Source organism: Streptococcus oralis SK610 (genome assembly GCF_000257455.1).
Lineage (GTDB): Bacteria > Bacillota > Bacilli > Lactobacillales > Streptococcaceae > Streptococcus > Streptococcus oralis_CB.
On record NZ_AJKQ01000012.1, the window covers coordinates 1 to 18,905 of the forward strand.

At 41.6% G+C, this 18,905-nt stretch carries 17 protein-coding genes and 1 pseudogene; 9 read left to right on the plus strand and 9 right to left on the minus strand.

Annotated features, from left to right (window positions below; genetic code table 11):
• The 6 genes and pseudogenes from HMPREF1115_RS06205 to HMPREF1115_RS06230 form a co-directional block, all read left to right on the plus strand.
• A partial coding sequence (locus HMPREF1115_RS06205) for a hypothetical protein (RefSeq protein ID WP_000485508.1) occupies positions 1–952 on the plus strand: 952 nt, incomplete at its 5' end.
• Positions 953–1,106: 154 nt separating this feature from the next.
• Entirely contained in the window at positions 1,107–2,177 is a 1,071-nt protein-coding gene (locus tag HMPREF1115_RS06210) for a hypothetical protein (RefSeq protein ID WP_000757209.1), read from the plus strand.
• Between the two features lie 53 nt (positions 2,178–2,230).
• The gene (locus tag HMPREF1115_RS06215; RefSeq protein ID WP_000876253.1) at positions 2,231–3,139 is read left to right on the plus strand and encodes a hypothetical protein; all 909 of its coding nucleotides are present in this window, start codon (positions 2,231–2,233) and stop codon (positions 3,137–3,139) included.
• Positions 3,140–3,259: 120 nt separating this feature from the next.
• Positions 3,260–4,078, plus strand: coding sequence for a hypothetical protein (locus HMPREF1115_RS12220; RefSeq protein ID WP_000357946.1), 819 nt, complete (start codon positions 3,260–3,262; stop codon positions 4,076–4,078).
• A gap of 168 nt (positions 4,079–4,246) precedes the next feature.
• Positions 4,247–4,450, plus strand: a pseudogene (locus tag HMPREF1115_RS06225) (acetyl-CoA carboxylase carboxyl transferase subunit alpha); the annotation flags it as partial.
• Positions 4,451–4,681: 231 nt separating this feature from the next.
• Positions 4,682–5,407, plus strand: coding sequence for a CPBP family intramembrane glutamic endopeptidase (locus tag HMPREF1115_RS06230; RefSeq protein WP_000732993.1), 726 nt, complete (start codon positions 4,682–4,684; stop codon positions 5,405–5,407).
• 49 nt (positions 5,408–5,456) lie between these two features.
• Here the strand turns inward: HMPREF1115_RS06230 and nusB are convergent, their stop codons facing one another.
• The 9 genes from nusB to gatC form a co-directional block, all read right to left on the minus strand.
• Entirely contained in the window at positions 5,457–5,879 is a 423-nt protein-coding gene (gene nusB / locus HMPREF1115_RS06235; RefSeq protein WP_000203659.1) for a transcription antitermination factor NusB, read from the minus strand.
• Positions 5,872–6,261, minus strand: a complete 390-nt coding sequence (locus tag HMPREF1115_RS06240; protein WP_000510586.1) for an Asp23/Gls24 family envelope stress response protein — start codon at positions 6,259–6,261, stop codon at positions 5,872–5,874. The genes nusB and HMPREF1115_RS06240 overlap by 8 nt, the downstream gene beginning before the upstream one ends.
• A 21-nt stretch (positions 6,262–6,282) precedes the next feature.
• On the minus strand, positions 6,283–6,843 hold the full coding sequence (gene efp / locus HMPREF1115_RS06245; RefSeq protein WP_000568640.1) for an elongation factor P: 561 nt from the start codon (positions 6,841–6,843) through the stop codon (positions 6,283–6,285).
• A gap of 81 nt (positions 6,844–6,924) precedes the next feature.
• On the minus strand, positions 6,925–8,052 hold the full coding sequence (locus HMPREF1115_RS06250; protein WP_000505820.1) for an SPFH domain-containing protein: 1,128 nt from the start codon (positions 8,050–8,052) through the stop codon (positions 6,925–6,927).
• Positions 8,053–8,060: 8 nt separating this feature from the next.
• Positions 8,061–9,017, minus strand: a complete 957-nt coding sequence (locus HMPREF1115_RS06255) for a zinc-ribbon domain-containing transport protein (protein WP_000715069.1) — start codon at positions 9,015–9,017, stop codon at positions 8,061–8,063.
• A gap of 97 nt (positions 9,018–9,114) precedes the next feature.
• Positions 9,115–9,510, minus strand: a complete 396-nt coding sequence (locus HMPREF1115_RS0102130; RefSeq protein ID WP_001031999.1) for a hypothetical protein — start codon at positions 9,508–9,510, stop codon at positions 9,115–9,117.
• A gap of 57 nt (positions 9,511–9,567) precedes the next feature.
• Positions 9,568–11,013, minus strand: coding sequence for an Asp-tRNA(Asn)/Glu-tRNA(Gln) amidotransferase subunit GatB (gatB, locus tag HMPREF1115_RS06260; protein ID WP_001008641.1), 1,446 nt, complete (start codon positions 11,011–11,013; stop codon positions 9,568–9,570).
• Positions 11,013–12,479, minus strand: a complete 1,467-nt coding sequence (gatA, locus tag HMPREF1115_RS06265; protein ID WP_000143701.1) for an Asp-tRNA(Asn)/Glu-tRNA(Gln) amidotransferase subunit GatA — start codon at positions 12,477–12,479, stop codon at positions 11,013–11,015. The genes gatB and gatA overlap by 1 nt, the downstream gene beginning before the upstream one ends.
• Positions 12,479–12,781, minus strand: coding sequence for an Asp-tRNA(Asn)/Glu-tRNA(Gln) amidotransferase subunit GatC (gene gatC, locus HMPREF1115_RS06270; RefSeq protein ID WP_000705420.1), 303 nt, complete (start codon positions 12,779–12,781; stop codon positions 12,479–12,481). The genes gatA and gatC overlap by 1 nt, the downstream gene beginning before the upstream one ends.
• A 165-nt stretch (positions 12,782–12,946) precedes the next feature.
• On the opposite strand from gatC, the gene HMPREF1115_RS06275 reads away from it, so the two are divergent.
• The 3 genes from HMPREF1115_RS06275 to HMPREF1115_RS06285 form a co-directional block, all read left to right on the plus strand.
• Positions 12,947–13,639, plus strand: coding sequence for a YwaF family protein (locus tag HMPREF1115_RS06275; RefSeq protein ID WP_025170990.1), 693 nt, complete (start codon positions 12,947–12,949; stop codon positions 13,637–13,639).
• Between the two features lie 143 nt (positions 13,640–13,782).
• On the plus strand, positions 13,783–15,327 hold the full coding sequence (locus tag HMPREF1115_RS06280; RefSeq protein ID WP_001025444.1) for a peptide chain release factor 3: 1,545 nt from the start codon (positions 13,783–13,785) through the stop codon (positions 15,325–15,327).
• 718 nt (positions 15,328–16,045) lie between these two features.
• Positions 16,046–18,905 (plus strand): accessory Sec-dependent serine-rich glycoprotein adhesin (locus HMPREF1115_RS06285; RefSeq protein WP_000466191.1); only part of this gene is annotated, 2,860 nt, incomplete at its 3' end.

Below are 18,905 nucleotides of genomic sequence, written 5' to 3' on the forward strand. Positions count from 1 at the left end.
AGGAGTTTTAAGCCTCTTAGTCGTAACAGGATCTTGTTTCTTACTTCTCTTGAAACCCAGTCAAACTCCAAAAGAACAAGAGTATAGAATGCGAACTGCCATGGAAAAATCAGACTTTCAACTATTTGGAGATAAGAGTCAATACGTCCTTGCGCCTAGCAATAAAGGGAGTTTATTTGTCAGTAAAACATATGCGATCACAGAAGAGTACAAGACTTTTATAGTAGAGGATGAAAAAAAGCTACATACCCTACCTCATCTCCAGATGGAGGGAGAGTATTGGAACTTGATTTTGTATAATTTAGACAAGGAGGGCTTGCCTGAGCGAAAGATTGACCTATATCAGGCAGTGCGAAGCTACAATCAGAAAAGTATTCCTATTAATCTAATTGACTCCTATTATGTTGAGGGTACTCACTATTTTAGGTTGAGAATTGGTGATTTATCGGATGAAGAGAATCGAATTTACAAAGATGTCTATCTCAATGTGGAGACGGAAGAAGTGGTGGAACTTCCAAAAGATACAAAGTTTGGAAGGGACTATGACATAAGTGATATAGCGCAAGTAACTAATTATAATAAGGTTTTAAGGAGTCTAGGTTATTTTGATCCTTCGAATGAGATTGGTGTAACTGGCTCTGAAGGGCAAGTCCCAGACCCTAATATCAATCTCTATAGTCTTTATCCGGACCTAAAAGATAAACTTATCAATCAGGATTGGTCGCTTTATATCCGTCCAGATAAGGTTACACCGGATGAGTGGTTTGATACCTTGTTACACTGGTTCGCCCCCAAGGGAGAAGACCTCCTAACCGTTTATGGACTGAATGATGATGGGGAAGCCTCAGATGTTCAGATTCGTAACAGCCAAGAGGCGAATGCCTGGTTAGAGCAGCATCCTGCCCTTCGGAATGTAGACTACTATAGAGCAGACGGGAGTGATAAAGAGTGAGTAATAAGAAAATTAATCCGGATAATCTCAGCCGGGTGAATGGTGCATTTAAAGATATGATCTTGAGGACAGGACTTACAGAGCGATAAAGAGAGCGAAACGGCTCTCTTTTGTGTTATAATAGACATAAATTTTGTTGTTTTGGGAGATAGAAATGAAGAAAGTACTAACAATAGTCGGATCTGTCCTGTTGGGTGTTCTGCTTCTATGGGGTTATCATAGTTATCAACAATCAGAGCAGGTCAAGCAAGAACGCCAAAAATATGAAAATATGGGTTACTATACAGGAAAATGGGAAATTGATTCTTATGAGTTTTTAGAAGATGGCAGGGGAGTTGCCGTGCATTGGAAGTCGCTGAATCCAGAAGAAGACCGATTGTTTGCCAAATACAATCCAGAAGTAGCTGAGAACTTTTTAGGTATTCATGGGGCCTCCAATCAACGCTATATCGTGCGCAAGTACTTCCGTAATTCTACCTATAGAGGAACACAAAAATTACCTAAAGAGGATCCCGAAGTTTATTATGCCATGTCCATTTATCGAATAGATGATCAAAAATTGGAAGGCAGTCAGCTCGATCTTTATAAACTTGTAGAGGACTATAACCCTGATTATATACCGGAAGATACTGGAGGTATTATCGAAAAAGATGGCAAAGACTACATTTCCATACAAGTATACAAACGAGGATGGGAGCTATCACAGAAAAAACAATTATGGCTGAACTTAGAAACCAAGCAAATTGATTGGGAAGATACAAAAATACAACAGTTTCCTAAATCACCGTCGGTAGATTTAGGTCCTTTAAAGGATAAAATGGAAGAAATGACAGTAATGTTTGGAACAACTTCTGTATTCGATAAATTTTATCAAAATCAACTGTCTTTTCATCCGGATGTATTGAAGGGAAGTGTTTTGGAGACAGCTGCGCCTAAAGTTTATCAAGTATTAAGTGAGCAAGATTCACAGTTTTATCTCTTAATTGATTCTAAGATATATAACCATGAAGTTTATGGAGATGTTCCACAGTTTCTTGATTTGTATCAGCTTTTTGTCCCAGCAAATACGAATCTTTACGAAGGATTGACGATTCCAGCCGAACTTAGTAAGGATGATCAAGAGCATTCAGTCAATACCAAAGAAGAGTTTGACTTGTATTACGATGTTGCCAAAGACCGCGAACTAAACAAGCAACGCCGAATATTGGTTGAAAAAGGAGAATAAGAGGACGATTAGCTCTATTTATTTAAACTCAAATAAAGGAGGATTTTTACCAAATGAAATACCTAAAGACTCTCAGCTTCCGAACTAAGGTGTTTGTGGGCTTGCTTCTAGTTTCTTTGGTGGGCTATGGTGTTTATTCCTATACCTGGCCCATATATGTCCAATGGCAGGAAGACCATGAGGTATTGATAGTCAAAACAGAGGTGGAGCGTATCGAAACCTTTGGCTCCCAGAATCGCTATGTTTACTATAAAATGAAGGAACTTGTGACTCCAGATGTTCTATCTAACTATTTTGTCACAAGTAATGCAAAATTTGTTGGGAGGAGCGACAGTAATTTAGTGGAATTAACACTAGATGTTTATGATCTCAATCATTTAGAGAATCCACCAAAGACGATTGATGTAGTCAAACTGATCCAAACCTATGACCAAAATTATAGAGTAGATTTTTATTCTACAAGAAATTACACTGATAATGGGAAAGATTATTTAGTTTTTTCCTTGACGAATAAGCAAAATAGAGAAGATAAGAAGGAGGTTGCTTTGGATGTGGATTCTGAACAGATAGTGCCGGCTATACCTATAGATAAAACAGATTCCAAACGATCGGCCTTTTCTTTTGATTATACTAATTTGGATAATATAGCTACTGAATACGGCTTTATCCCCACTTACGACTTATCTTACGGGAATAGTTATAAAAATAGACAGGATACCAATATAAACTTTATTAGGGATTACCCCGAATATTATAAGACTATGGAGGGAGCCGCTAATATAGTAGTTAGAAAAGGTGACTATTATGATCCAAAAGCTATTTTCCAAGATATGCGCCATTGGTTTGCGCCGGTCGGTCAGGATAAGCTAGATGTTGTTGGGATAGATCCCAAAACAAAGGAAGAGACTCCGCTCAACAGTTATCAAGAGTATCAGGAATGGTATGAGAAACACGTAAAATAGATTTGGAAGGAATCCACCAGGGCTTGGAGACTGTCAAAAGTGTGGGCAAGAATGTTTCTGATTTTTTCAATGGTGGTCTGAAGGCGGCCTCATCCTTGTTTGGGTAATAGGAGAAAATAAATGGATAAGATACAACAAGATATTAATGATGCACTTGAAACAGCACGAAGATTAAACTTATTAAAGATAATTTTTGCAGCACCTATATTTTTATTGATGACTATGCTTGCGACAACTTTGCCGATAAGTTTATTTCGAATGGTTAGTGAAGCTGGGTATGACCCAGCTATTCCACTGACCTCAATGGTTACACAGCTAACATCAGTGGAAAAAGGGCTCATTCCCCCAGATAGTTTCTTTGGCTTTCTATTTTTTCTTTGTTGCGGTCATTTTACTTGTTTTTATATTATTTCTAAAAGAAATCGCATTAAAGCCTATTTAATGACTCAGATTTTTCAATTGTTTTTGCTCGTAATTACATATTATAGTTGGTTTGTAGCCATCTTGTATTTAATCCCTCTAGTAGCAGTTCGTATCGTTTACTGGATTGGTTTTGTGTTATCACTGATTTACCTTGTTTATATTCTCGTTACTAAGCAACGCGCTAGCAAGGATTATTTCTCCTCAGAATATTATAAAAAATTTTTGAATGTTATTTTATTCTTATGGTTGTTGATGTATGGAATCAATCTCTTCATCAACGGGCTCAATCATTTCCTAGCGTATCTCTTGCTTGCTTTGTTACCTATTGCACCTATTTTCCTAGGCCTATTTTTGGTATCATTTTTTAAATCCAATTTAGTAACGCTAGAGAACTTGAATACAGTCAATAAAAATCAAGAGAAATACCGTGAAGAGTATGGCTATACCATCGAAGAATGGTATGGAAAGAAGTCAAAAATGTACAAGAAACATGTTAAGAAATCTAAAAAGAGATAAAGGTTTATAGATACTATTTCCAATCTCTTGATAGAGGAAGGGACCTGGTTATTCTGATTCTAGATGAAGCACCTGAAAATAATTCAGGTGCTTTTCTAAACTTCTTACTAATCGATTAACTATTCTGGTATAATGGGTTAAGAGCGCCCCTATCGTACACTCGATGCAGATGTGGCAGAGTTGATGAAGATCACTTTACACGAACTCCTAGAAATGGAAATCGTGGACAAGGTAATCTCAGAAGCAGGTCTTTCCAGTAAGGAACTGCAAGCTCGTGTCAAAAATGAATTGCGTGCAGAGCTTGACCGCTTGGGAGGCTTAGCCTTGGAACAGCTCCTAGAAGAACGTTACCAACGCTTTAGAAAATATTAAAAAGAAAGCTAGAACTGAGTAAAGGTTCTAGCATTTTTTTCTAGAGAACATACATTTCAGGACGAAAAATTGACAGTTGAGGATATGGATGGTACACTGGTAAAAAAAGATTTATAGTAGATATAGAAGTTTGTAATGTTCAAATGATTTTCAAACTTGAAAGGAAATTTGAAATCTAAATTACGGGATTAAGTTATATAACGGAATAAGAAGTTAAGAAAGTCTGTAAAAATGAAAAAACTAGGGCATCTGGGAGTCTTTACATCACTGGTATTTTTATCGGTTTATCTACCAGAGTTAGGGATTATGTATCTGACTAAGTTTTTAGGATGGGGGATAGATGGCTATTCTATCTTTTTAACAGTTGAAGTAATAGCTCTTTTGATATTGTTTATCTACTGGCTCAAAAAGAAAGAGATGCTCTATATTTTTGAAAAAAAGGGTTCAAAGAAGTTAAGATTCTTTTACTTTGTAGTTGGTCTAGTAGCTACTTATTTTGATCGTCAATTGGTGGATGCTTTTCAGTTACAGTTTCATCACCTAATTGATAACAAGTATATCTTTCAAGACCTTCTTTCGATTCTATACTCCAATGGGCAACCAACTTTTCTATCAACTGTTCTCAGTTTTAGTTTAACAGTAATAGTCGGACCTATATTAGAGGAACTGATTTATAGAGGGTACTTTATGAATACCTTCTTTCCCCAATCCAAGTACTATCTGGATGTTATCCTATCTGCTCTTATCTTTGGACTTAGTCATTTGATCCTAAATCACCGAGATCCTATCAGTTTGATTATTTATAGTTTAGGCGGTCTCTTCTATGCCCTAGTATATCGGTGGACAAAGAACCTAAAAATCACCATCCTGTGCCATAGTTTTTTCAACTTTCTCATTTATGCAAAACCCATCTGGATTTTTGTTTATAATTATGTCTATTACCACTTTTTTAGATAGTGGAAGGCAAAGAAAAAAGTGTTTGATATTTGTCAAACACTTTTTCTTTTTACTGTTCTTCTGTTACAAACTGGCTGAGCAGTCCGTTGATAAAACGGGCAGATTTTTGATCTGAGAAGTCCTTTGCAAGCTCAATAGCTTCATTGACAGCAACCAACTGTGGAGTGTCGAATGAAGTGATTTCAAAGACTCCCAAGCGAAGGAGGTTTCTTTCCACGAGCGTTAAACGCTCGATGGTCCAACCTGCTTTTAAATGCTGTGTGATTTGCTTGTCTAGTTCTTCCTTTTTAGCCTGAACACCAGAAACTAGCTCTGTCAAAAAGGCTGGAAGTTGCACATCAGTATCTTCACGATCATGAGTATAGGCGAAACGACAAGCAGTTTCGACATCCGTACCGAACTCAAGGCTCATGAGAGCTTGAAAAGCGCATTTACGGAGTTGGCGTCTAGATTCTAATAGTGGACTAGTCATTGAGGAAGTCCTCGTCAAATAGATCTTTCAATTCTGGTTTTGGTGTTTTATCTGCAACGATACCAGCAACGTGGATATTGATAGCAGTTAGTTCTACATCAGCCATGTTGCGGACAGCATCTTTGACAGCTTTTTGGATAGCAACAGCTACCTTAGGAACTTTTACTCCGTACTCAAGGTAGAGATAGATATCAGCTGTGAGTTCTTCGTTCACGTTTTTAAGATAAACGCCGCGGCCGAGAGAAAGTTTTGAAAGGGTGTCAGATACTGATTTGTTTGAAAAAGAGTGAACACCCTCTACTTTTGCAGTAGCAATAGCAATGATTTTTTCAAGTACACGTGGGGCGATAACGATTTCGCCAAGTTGTTCTTCAATTCCCATAGAATGACCTCTTTCTAGAGATTAGGCACGAGAAACGTAAGTTCCTTCTGCAGTGTTGATAACGAGTTTTTGTCCTGCTTCGATGAAGTCTGGAACGTTTACGACAAGTCCAGTTTCCATCGTTGCTGGTTTACCAGAACCTGTAACAGTAGCACCTTTGATAGATGGTTGAGTTTCTGCAACTGTCAATTCGACAGTAGTAGGAACGGTAACACCAATCACTTCAGTTCCGTAGAATTGGATCTTCACATCAGAGTTTTCAAGGATGTAAAGCAATTCGTTTTCAACGTTGACTACAGGAATTTCGTATTGGTCGTAAGTTTCTGTGTTCATGAAGTAGGCTGTGTCATCCATTTTGTACAAGTATTGAGCTGGGACAGTCTCGATGATAGCTTGTTCAAATTTTTCCTCTGGACGGTAGCTTGTGTCAAATGTAGAACCAGTACGGACATCACGCAATTTCATACGCATGATTGTGTTTCCTTTACCTGGTTTGTGGTGGCTAGCTTCCAAAACGCGGATCAATTTTCCGTCAGCTGTTTCAAAGGTCATACCAGCCTTTAATTTACTTGCTTCAATCATGTTTTTACCTCTTTAATAAAATAATTTACTCTTTATTGTACCATAAAAGACAACATTACTCAAATGTCAGAAGGAGCTTAATTAGTTGACTGGTACGATATTTCCATCTTCGTCTTTAGTAACGAGAACGTATTTTCCATCGACTTCGATGTAAAAATTCTTACTGGCAGTTTGCCCAGTGTTTTGAGCCGGCGCTTGATTTTGGACTTGTTGGCTTAGTTGACCACCGAGAGTTTGGCCAAGATTCATACCCATAAACATGTTCATCCCATTGCCATTCCCCTCATTGGCAGCTGCAGCAATAAGCGCTTCGTTTCGAGCACGACGTTCTTCGATTTCAATCGTGTTGTACTTCATTGCCACGAGCTCACTATCAAGCTTGCGAACGATATCAAGACTTTCTTGGTCGTAGCTGAGGTCTTCAAGCAAGATATTAGTTGCTTCAATTCCGTAGAGGCCTGTCCAAACCTTGTTGACCTCTTGTTTAGCGAGTTCGTTAAAGGTATCTTGGTTGGCATTGAGGCTATAAATATCAACCTTGTTTTCGTTGGTATATTTGGCAATGGCAATCGCGATTTTTGGTGCGATATTTTGACGGAGCGTTCCTTGAGCTACATCATGGAGAGTAAATGGCTGTCCGTCAGTAATTTGACGACTAACAGAGCTCACGTAGAAGAGGACTGGGTCTGCTATTTTTACATCAAACAAGCCATAGAAACGGATGTTGAGCAGTTGTTGGTAACGTTCGCTGAAGTATTCGACCGCATTTTGTGTGCCGAACTTATTACCTGCAATAGGTTGCATGCGGATAAAGATAATTTCCTGTTGGGTGATGACTTGTCCACCGAAAGAGAAACGGTTTTTAAAGTTTTCCCAAGTGCCTTTTAAACCACCTTTTTCAAGGAGCCAGACATTATCACCAGCTTGCCATTCGTGGCTACCTGCTTCGAGGACTTCACCAAGGAAGGTACCGTTGTTTACCAAAACAGCGGTATAACCTTGAGGAACGATAACCACACTGCCATCTGACAAAAGTCCAGTATTTTGATTGCTGTGACGAGAACGTCCATCTGGGTCTTTTGTGAGTAATTGACCTTTGACGGCCAAGGCGTCGCCAGAGACATTATCTGGAAGGACAATGGCTTCCTTGAATTTACTATCATTAAAACTATTTAAGCCTGCTGATAAGGCTGCACGTATAAATCCCATAATTCCTCCTAATTATAAAGCTCGTCTTCATCCACAACATCATAGGTATCGAGTACCCATTGGTTTGGACTGCGAGAGAGATTGGCACCACAGTAGTCGCACTCACTAACTGCAGAGATTTTCAATGGGGCGCCACAGTTTGGACAGTGGTCGCTCACAACTTGGTCTGGATTGACTGCTTGCGTTTGGCTACCGTGTTGACGGATAAAGTTCAATTGATACACGGTGAAGAGATCTTTTTTAGGGTCTCCTTCAAGGACACGGCGAGTCTCATCGTCAATGACATAGTCCCGCAAGGTAGATGACAGGATCACCACTAAGGTATCGTTTCCGTCAGGATTTTCAATGAACTCCTTGATGCGAACATTTTCGATACAAACTTTCTCTAAAACATTAGTTGTTTTAGCACGAATATGGTCTTCGAGTTGGGTACTGTGTTGAGAGTAGAGACTGGTACTTTCTAAAGCTCGGACAGAGTTCCAATTCTTCTCAGTCCAGGCAACCTGCAATTTAAGGTAGACTTCCTTAACCCAAGATGTGAAGGCCTCAGCGTCGAAGTTTGGATCTCCGTATTTCACACGACTAATGGCCAGTGTGTTGTGTTCAACTCGACGATGGAGCGTTTGATAATCATTACTAGTGTAGGTTGAACTCGAATCTCCAGACTTATTCTGCAAGGATTTGACGATAACAACTAGTATGATTCCTCCAACTAATATGAACATAAATCCTAGATAGGGAGAGCTAGCAGAACTGTCAGAGGATGATCCATATCCAGAGCGGTAGTAGTGGTAGGATGAGCCACCAGAACGACTTCCACCTCCACTTGAGCGGCTGCTACTTCTGGAGCTACTGCGGCTGCTCCCTCCACTTCTGGAATGTCCGACACCCGCATCAACGATTTGAGGCACGGATAGAAAAACAAGTAATAAACAGGTCATTAAAAGAGCATAAAACTTTTTCATGTGTCTCCTAACTATATGATTGAAAAGGTAGAATTCTGAATTCGAATGATTATTAAACTATTAATAACCTTTAAAATAATCTAAGATATACTAGGCGTTATTTACTAGCATTTAGCTTCTTTATGGAATGGCGCTCGATGAGCCATCCCACAATCCACCCTATTGCTAGCAAGTAATTTTCAAAAGCACCGATAGCATTTACAGGAGAGTGATACTCCATATAATTGAGTAAGTGATTTGTTCCTATTCCAATTCCGCCAATAAAGAGAGCAAGAAGTGCGATTCGTAGATAGAACCAATCGTATTTAATATTGACAGCGAGAATAATAATCAATACAGCTAAATTCCATATTCCAATTTCTCGTTGCCAACCAGCAGATATTCCGTACCCGGAGTGGCTTCCCATGTACGATGGAAAGAAAATTTGTAGTATAGAAGCGCCTAGCATAGCGATGATGACTAAGACGAATAGCAATCGTAAAAATTTGTTCATTTATTCTCCTTGTCTCATTCTCGTTTTAAAAGTAGAAAAAAGTGTATAAAGAGTAAATTACTCACTTTCTTTCAACTTCGCCAATTCTTGTGCAAGGAGTTCAAGGGCAACTTGTGGGTTGGCTTGTCCTTTGGTTGCCTTCATAAGGAATCCTGTGAAGGCCTTGTCTGCGTTGCGTTTTCCTGACTTGAAGTCGGCAACGGCTGCTCCATTATCTGCGAAGACTTGGTGGATGATTGGAATCAAGATATCTGGATCAGAGATTTGCACCAAGCCTGCTTTTTCCACGTATTCACGCGCGCCACCGCCATTTTTAGCCAGGTGGACAAAGACTTTTTTGGCAATCTTAGATGAGATAGTGCCGTCTTCGATGATGGCAATCATTTCAACCAAGTTTTCTGGTGTCAATTCGATTTGTTCTAGTGTTTTACCTTCGGCGTTCAAGAACTGAGCAACTTCACCTTGGAGCCAGTTAGAGACTTGTTTGGCATCACCACCGAGGGCAACAGCTTTTTCAAAGAAGTCAGAAGTGACCTTATTTGCAGTCAACTGGCTAGCATCGTAGTCTGACAAGCCAAGGTCAGCAACGTAGCGCGCACGGCGTTCCTTTGGAAACTCTGGCAGTTCAGTACGCATTTCCTCAATCCACTCATCTGAAATTTCAAAGAGTGGGAGGTCTGGTTCTGGGAAGTAGCGGTAGTCTGCAGCGCCTTCCTTAACACGCATGAGGATGGTTGCTTTGTTGGCTTCATCGTAACGGCGTGTTTCTTGGCGGATTTGACCACCTGAGCGAAGGATTTCAGCTTGACGTTGGACTTCGTATTCGAGACCCTTGCGAACGTTTGAGAAGGAGTTGAGGTTTTTCAACTCAGTCTTGGTACCGAATTTTTCTTGACCATAAGGACGAAGAGAAATGTTGGCATCCACACGCATCGAACCTTCTTCCATCTTAACGTCAGAAATACCAGCGTACTGGATGACTTCCTTGAGGGCAGTTAGATAAGCATAGGCTTCTTCAGGAGAACGCATGTCGGCTTCAGATACAATCTCAATCAAGGGCACCCCTTGGCGGTTGAGGTCAACATAAGAGTAGCCATCTGTACCGTGGGTGTTTTTACCAGCATCTTCCTCTAGGTGAGCGCGTTCGATACCGATTTTCTTGGTTGTACCATCTTCTAGCTCCACTTCAATCCAGCCGTTATAACCGATTGGCTCATCAAACTGAGAAATTTGGTAGGCTTTGGGATTGTCGGGATAGAAGTAGTTCTTGCGGTCAAAGTGCATCTTTTTGTGGATGTCCATGTTGAGAGCAAGAGCTGCCTTGATACCGGCATCGACAACCCCTTTATTGAGAACTGGCAGAACTCCTGGGAAGGACCAGTCAATCACGTTAGTGTTGGCATTTTGGTCATTTCCAAAGTGGGCAGAAGTAGGTGAGAAGATTTTTGAATTGGTGTTGAGCTCTACGTGGACTTCAAGTCCAATGACTGTTTCAAAGTTCATTAGTTGTCACCTCCAAAAATCACGGGTTGTTGTTTGTGGTAGTCTGTTGTTGCTTCAAAGGCAGCAGCAGCTTGGTAAATGGTTTCCTCAGAGTACTTAGGACCGATCAATTGGAGACCGACTGGTAGACCTTGAGAGAATCCAGCAGGAATTGAAATTCCTGGGAGACCTGCTAAGTTGACTGGGATGGTCAAAAGGTCAGCCAAGTACATGGCAACTGGGTCGTGGTTGAGGGAGTCCAAATCATAGGCAATGCTTGGAGCAGTTGGTCCCAAAATCAAGTCGTAATCCGCAAAGACTTTTTCGAAATCTTGGATGATGAGGGTACGGACCTGACCAGCTTTCTTATAGTAGGCATCATAGTAACCTGATGAAAGGCTGAAAGTACCTAGCATGATACGGCGTTTTACCTCTTCACCGAAACCTTGGCTACGGCTGTTTACATAGATTTCATCAAGATTAGTCGCATCATCTGCGCGGTAGCCGTAACGGATACCGTCAAAGCGTTGCAAGTTTGATGAGGCTTCTGATGAAGCGATGATGTAGTAAACGGCAACACCGTATTTAGAGTGAGGAAGGCTGACTTCTTCGACGATAGCACCAAGTTTTTCAAAGTGTTTGGCTGCACTCAGAATGGTTTCCTTAACCTCTGGATCAATCCCTTCACCAAGGTATTCCTTAGGCAAAGCAATTTTCATTCCCTTGATATCTTGGCCGATTTTTGAAGTAAAGTCAGCGATGCGGACAGGAGCAGAGGTAGAGTCTTTGGCATCTTCGCTGGCAATCGCATTGAGCAAGAGGGCATTTTCCTTAACAGTTGGAGCAAAAGGCCCGATTTGGTCTAGAGAGCTACCAAAGGCAATGAGGCCGAAACGTGAAACTGTTCCGTAGGTTGGTTTGAGACCAACGATCCCGTTGAAGGCAGCAGGTTGGCGGATAGAACCACCCGTATCAGAACCAAGTGACAAGCGGACTTGACCTGAGGCTACAGCTGCGGCAGAACCGCTTGATGAACCACCAGGAACCTTGCTGTGGTCCCAAGCATTTTTTGTTGCGCCGTAGTAGGAAGTCTCACCGGATCCACCCATGGCAAACTCGTCCATGTTGGTTTTTCCGACAACAATCATTCCTTTAGCTTTGGCATTGGCAACGGCTGTCGCATCAAAGATAGGCTCGTAGTTGTAGAGCATTTTTGAGGCAGCAGTTGTGAGGATGCCGTCAGTAGAAATATTATCCTTAACAGCCAGTGGAATTCCTGAAAGGACATTATCCGCGTCAATTCCAGCTTCATCAATGGCTTTAGCTTGAGCAAGGGCTTGTTCTTCAGCGATAGTGACAAAAGCATTGATAGCTTTCTCGCGAGACTTGATATCTTCAAGCGTGGCTTGGGTCAATTCAGTAGCTGAAATCTCCTTAGATACAAGGAGGTTGTGCAAGTCTTCAATCGTTTTGTTATTAAAAGTCATTAGGCATCTCCTCCATCATCTAGGATAGCTGGTACCTTGATATAGTAGTTTTCTTTTTCAGGTACGTTTTTAAACAAGCGGTCACGGTCTGTTCCTTCTTCGGCCACATCAGGGCGGAGTACGGTCTTGCGGTCAGCCATGGTCGTAGTAGGTGCGACACCAGTTGTGTCGACTTCGCCCAGCAATTCAACCATGTCAACAATTTTAGACAAGGTTGTCGCAAAGGCAGCAGTTTCTTCTTCAGAGAATCTTAATTTTGAAAGATTGGCAACGTGTGTTACCTCTTCTTGCGTAATTTTCATCTTGCTTCCTTTCGTGAAATGATGATTTTTAGTCTGTTCTATTTTACCATATTTTCCTATAAATAAGGGAGCCAAACTGAAAAGAAATAGAAATTGAAAAATCGCTTTTAATTCGCTATAATGGTTAAACTAGAGAATAGAAAAAATAAAAGTTAGGATAGAAATATGTTCCATCAATTTATCACCAGATCTCAGACGGTTCCTCCTCCCATTTCGCTCTTTTGGTATGGAGTTATGATGCTTTTTTTAGTGCTTTGTATTTATGGAGCACTTGCTTATCACAAAAATCCAAAATTTATCCTCTTGTTTAAGGGGATTCAGATTCTCCAGTTACTAGCTCTTTACAGTTGGTATGTTGGCTTTGGAATTCCCTTTTCTAATAGCCTTCCTTTTTATCATTGCCGTTTGGCTATGTTTGCGGTGGTTTTCTTGCCCGATAAATGGCGGAGCAAGCAATATTTTGCCCTCTTAGGAGCAAGTGGAGCGGTCTTTGCTTTGGTTTACCCTGTTTTTGACCCCTATGATTTTCCCCATATCACCAGTTTTTCATTTTTGATTGGGCACTATGCCCTTTTAGTGAATTCCTTGGTTTACTTGATGAATCACTATGACAAGACCTTGCTTAAGAAGTATATGATTGTAGCCTATACCTTCATTCTCAACCTCTTTCTAGTTGGGGTTAATCAGGTGACGGGTGGAAATTATGGTTTGTTAAGAGATACCCCGTTTATCTCGAATGCTCCTCTATGGCTAAAGTACCTTCTTGTGTCCGTCATCCTCTCACTGGCTCTGGTTCTTTTTGATATCTTGTTCAAGAAACGGTGGAAAAAGAGAACTCAGGCGCAATCTGTGCTCTAGCTTGTCTTTTCATCGGATGAGCAATTGAAAAACTCCCCAAAATCCGCTATAATGGAGAGTTGAAAGGAATGGTAAAATCCAATGTAAACATCATTCTTAGCTACTGAAACAACTAAAAATAGAAAATCAAAGAAAGAGAACTTATGAATATTCAAGAAGAAATTAAGAAACGCCGTACTTTTGCTATCATCTCCCACCCGGACGCCGGGAAAACAACCATCACTGAGCAGTTGCTCTACTTTGGGGGCGAGATTCGTGAGGCTGGTACGGTAAAAGGGAAGAAAACAGGGACTTTTGCCAAGTCTGACTGGATGGATATCGAGAAACAACGTGGGATTTCGGTCACGTCATCTGTTATGCAGTTTGACTACGATGGCAAGCGCGTGAATATCCTCGACACACCAGGGCACGAGGACTTCTCAGAAGATACTTATCGTACCTTGATGGCGGTGGATGCTGCGGTCATGGTCGTGGACTCTGCCAAGGGTATCGAGGCCCAAACCAAGAAATTGTTTGAGGTTGTGAAGCACCGTGGCATCCCAGTCTTTACTTTTATGAACAAGCTAGACCGTGATGGTCGTGAGCCACTGGACCTCTTGCAAGAACTAGAAGAAGTCCTTGGCATTGTGAGCTATCCTATGAACTGGCCAATCGGGATGGGGAAAGCCTTTGAAGGATTGTATGACCTCTATAACCAACGCTTGGAACTTTATAAAGGGGATGAACGTTTTGCCAGTCTGGAAGAAGGGGATAAGCTCTTTGGAAGCAATCCTTTCTACGCTCAGGTTAAGGACGACATCGAACTGTTGCAAGAAGCAGGGAATGAGTTTTCAGAAGAAGCTATTCTTGCAGGAGAACTGACTCCGGTCTTCTTCGGTTCAGCTCTCACTAACTTTGGGGTGCAGACCTTCCTTGAGACCTTCCTTAAGTTTGCTCCAGAACCACATGGACACAAGAAAACAGATGGCGAAATTGTGGATCCTTATGACAAGGATTTCTCAGGATTTGTCTTTAAAATCCAAGCCAACATGGACCCTCGTCACCGGGACCGTATTGCCTTTGTTCGTATCGTATCGGGTGAATTTGAGCGTGGTATGAGTGTCAATCTACCTCGTACTGGTAAAGGGGCTAAACTGTCTAATGTCACCCAGTTTATGGCGGAAAGTCGTGAGAATGTGACCAATGCCGTGGCAGGAGATATCATCGGGGTTTACGATACCGGTACTTATCAGGTTGGAGACACTTTGACGGTTGGAAAAAACAAGTTTGAGTTTGAACCACTGCCAACCTTTACCCCTGAAATTTTCATGAAAGTTTCTGCTAAGAACGTCATGAAACAAAAATCCTTCCATAAGGGGATTGAGCAATTGGTGCAAGAGGGAGCCATTCAGCTTTATAAGAATTACCAAACAGGCGAGTACATGCTAGGGGCTGTCGGACAACTCCAATTTGAAGTCTTTAAGCACCGCATGGAAGGCGAGTACAATGCAGAAGTGGTCATGAGCCCAATGGGTAAAAAGACCGTTCGTTGGATCAAGCCTGAGGACTTGGACGAGCGCATGTCCTCAAGCCGAAATATCTTGGGCAAAGACCGTTTTGACCAACCAGTCTTCCTCTTTGAAAATGACTTTGCCCTTCGCTGGTTTGCGGACAAGTATCCAGACGTAGAGTTGGAGGAGAAGATGTAACTCAGCACCAACAATTGGAACTAAAGTTCCTAATTGTTGGACGCTAGTCGCTATTTGGCGAACTAGCTAACTGCCTTACTGGCAAATAGAATCGATTTGCCAAACTCCGTGTCGTAGTGTAAAATCGGCTTACCGAAACGCTTCACTAGGAAAAATCCATGAATATTATCGATTCGTGGATTTTTCCGTCGTAATCACGTTTTACAAATAAAATCGATTTGTAAAACTCAGTGTCGTAGATTAAGGCTATTAATTAGTATGGCATTTTGCTTAAATGCGTCGTAAGAAAAGTCCGCGAATGTTTTTGATTCGTGGATTTTTTTGTTGGAAAGGCTAGAAAGTTACCTCGGCTACCGGCCTCATTAATTCATTTGTGAAACTACCTTTAAATACTCTATTCCTAAAAGTCTATGCATGCTATTGATTCATGGACTTTTTCTATATTTTGAATAAAAATCAATTCCCCGAGTGATTGGGATTTTTTGCTAAAATTTTAAAGCACTCAGAAATGGTTAAAAAACAAATAAAATATATTAACAGAACAATAAAATGAAGATTATATTGAAAAAACAGAATAGATTTGAAATCAAGTTATTTTTGAAATCATTTTCTTTCTTTAGGATATATTATAGATATTGAATTGTCGGTATATTTGGTATATAATAAGAAGATAGTATTTTATAGGTGAATAGATCTTTTTCAAGTTGAGGGGATGAACATGTTTTTTAGACGCCAGAAGGGTGAATATAGAGAAACAGACCGTGTGACACGGTACAAATTAATCAAATCAGGGAAGCATTGGCTACGGGCCTCGACTTCCCTTTTTGGCTTATTTAAGGTGATGCGTGGAAGTGCGGATACGAGCCAAGTAAAGACAGAAATGGTTGAAAAGCAAGAAGGTCAGAAGTTGACCGGCTTGGATGTCTTGAAAGGGATAGCAGCTACGGGGACGATCTTAGGTGGTTTTGCTGCGACGCAAACGCGTGTTTATGCCAATGATGCAGTCGCTGTTGAAAAGACTGTCGAATCAAAAGATACCCTGGCGACGAGAGATTCAGTAGTGCTAGGGACGACACAGGATCATCAAGATACGGCTAGCTTGTCTTTGTCTACCAGTCAAAGCCAGTCATTGTCAGAATTCAATTCGCACAGTGCTAGCCAATCTGCGTCTACGAGCCAGTCTATCAGTGCCTCAAACTCTTCTAGCGTTAGCCAATCTGCTTCTACTAGTCAATCTTTGGCAAACAGTCAAAGTGTAACTGCTAGTTCAAGTGAATCCCTTGGAACACAGAATCAAGCGAATAGTAATCTGTCAGAGAGAGCTTCAGTTGGTGTTCAAAGTCAGTACCAAGCAAGTGAGTCAGCTCGGGAGACAGTGAAAGAATCACAACCTTCAAAAGAATTAAAAGCAGTTGATTTTTCTACAGAATCCTTGCCTCAAAGTCAGTCTGGTCGTGTAAAGAATGAAGGTGTGACGGCTGAATCGAGTCTGACTATGACTTCTGTAGCCTTGACAGAAAAGCAAAGTGAAGAAAAACGGAAGAAATTAGAGGCCTTGTCTGCTGAGATTGGGCAGTTTCTAGCTCAAGCGCAGGGACTTCCAAACTCGGATGAGGCAATTGCCAAGGCTAGTCTAGCGAGGAATGAGATAGCAGAAGCCTTGAAAGGGGAGGCTTCTGACCTTGCCCCTATCCTACAAAAAGCTACAGAAGCTCGAAATAGTATTGCAAATGCTGTGTTACGTGCCAACTCTGGACTTCGTGACAGCAGAAACGGACAAGCTTTGACCAAAGCTTCAAATACCGCTAGCTTCAGAGCTGCAAGGGATACAGAAAAGCCTGAACTTCAGAAAATAACTGTTACAGGTGGCGCAGTTCTAGAAGGACAAAAATTTAAAATTTATCGAGAAGAAAATTTTTCTGCGACCATTGAGTTTACTGATAACAGTGGTCGAATTGAACATGCAAAATTTGTCCCCACTTCTGTACCCGCGGCCTATCCGGCTACTTCAACTGTTGTCTCATTCGCTACGAGTAATGGTCAAAGTATCAGAATGGTTGTTCCGACAAATAAACTAGCCAAAGATGGAAATGCTACAGCTTCAAATCCTTTCACAGTTTCAATCACGGGTTCTGTTGGAAAAAATCAAGCAGTAAATAGTGTGTGGACTCGTTATGTTTTCACCTATGATCAGGAAGGTAATTTTAACGGAAATACTACTGACGTTGGACTTGTAAAAGATTTAACAGCCAACCCTGCCGCAATTCAATTTGAAGTCCATGCTCAGTCTGAAAAGTACGAACCAGCTATCAATGCTGAAAGTAATCGAGACTTTACTCTTACGACAAATTCGGGAACAATCTCTGTTGGTGAAGCTAGTCAGTATATCACGAATGCCCAAGGGACTCCGGAGTTTCCTACCACAGGAATTACTAAGGGGACTAAAACCACCTACACTTGGAAATCTGGAACCAACACAGATTTACCAGCTGGTCGGCATACTTTGACAGCGGTGGTAACTTATCCAGATGGAAGTACGGATGAAATTGACGTGAGCTTTACTGTGCGTCCTCAGACGCCAAGGATAGAGAATCAATATCTTAATGAAAAAGGTGGGCTCTCAAATCAAGCGATTACGGTAGATGGAGTTGCTCCAGGTGGGACAGTTACTTTAACAATTGCAGGTGAAGTATTTACCAAACAAGCAACAGGGAGTTCTACCAGTGTAACCTTTACTGCAAATGACTTGAAGAAAGTATATGATCGCAATGGAGGACGACTTCCAAGTGGACCGGTGACTGCTAGTACGACAGTAGATGGTTTGGTTTCAGATGCGTTTAATGGACAAATTACGCCAAATCAAGCGTCTATTTCAGTAAGTAATAGCCAGTCTGCATCGGTAAGTTCCAGCCTGTCAGCCTCAGCCAGCTCGAGTCAGTCTGCGTCAGTGAGCTTAAGTCAGTCAGCCTCAGCCAGCGCGAGTCAATCGGCGTCAATGAGTGCAAGTCAGTCCGCTTCAGTGAGCGCCAGCCAATCAGCCTCAGCGAGCGCCAGCCAATCCGCGTCAGTCAGCTCAAGCCAATCTGTTTCAGCGAGTGCTAGCCGATCAGCGTCAATGAGCTCAAGTCAATCCGCATCAGTAAGTTCGAGCCAATCAGCTTCAGTGAGCTCAAGTCAATCAGCATCGGCAAGTGCAAGTCAGTCTGCCTCAGTGAGCTCAAGCCAATCCGCATCAGCGAGCGCAAGTCAGTCTGCTTCAGTCAGCACGAGCCGGTCTGCTTCAGTGAGCGCCAGTGAGTCAGCATCTGTAAGCACAAGTGAATCAGCTTCAGTAAGTGCAAGTCAGTCTGCATCTGCAAGTTCGAGTCAGTCAGCTTCAGCGAGCGCCAGTCAATCTGCATCAGCGAGCGCCAGTCAGTCTGCTTCAGTCAGCTCGAGTCAATCTGCTTCATTGAGTGCCAGCCAGTCTGCTTCCGTAAGCTCAAGCCAATCCGCTTCAGTGAGCGCAAGTGAATCAGCATCATTGAGTGCAAGTCAGTCTGCTTCAGCGAGTTCGAGTCAATCTGCATCTGCAAGTT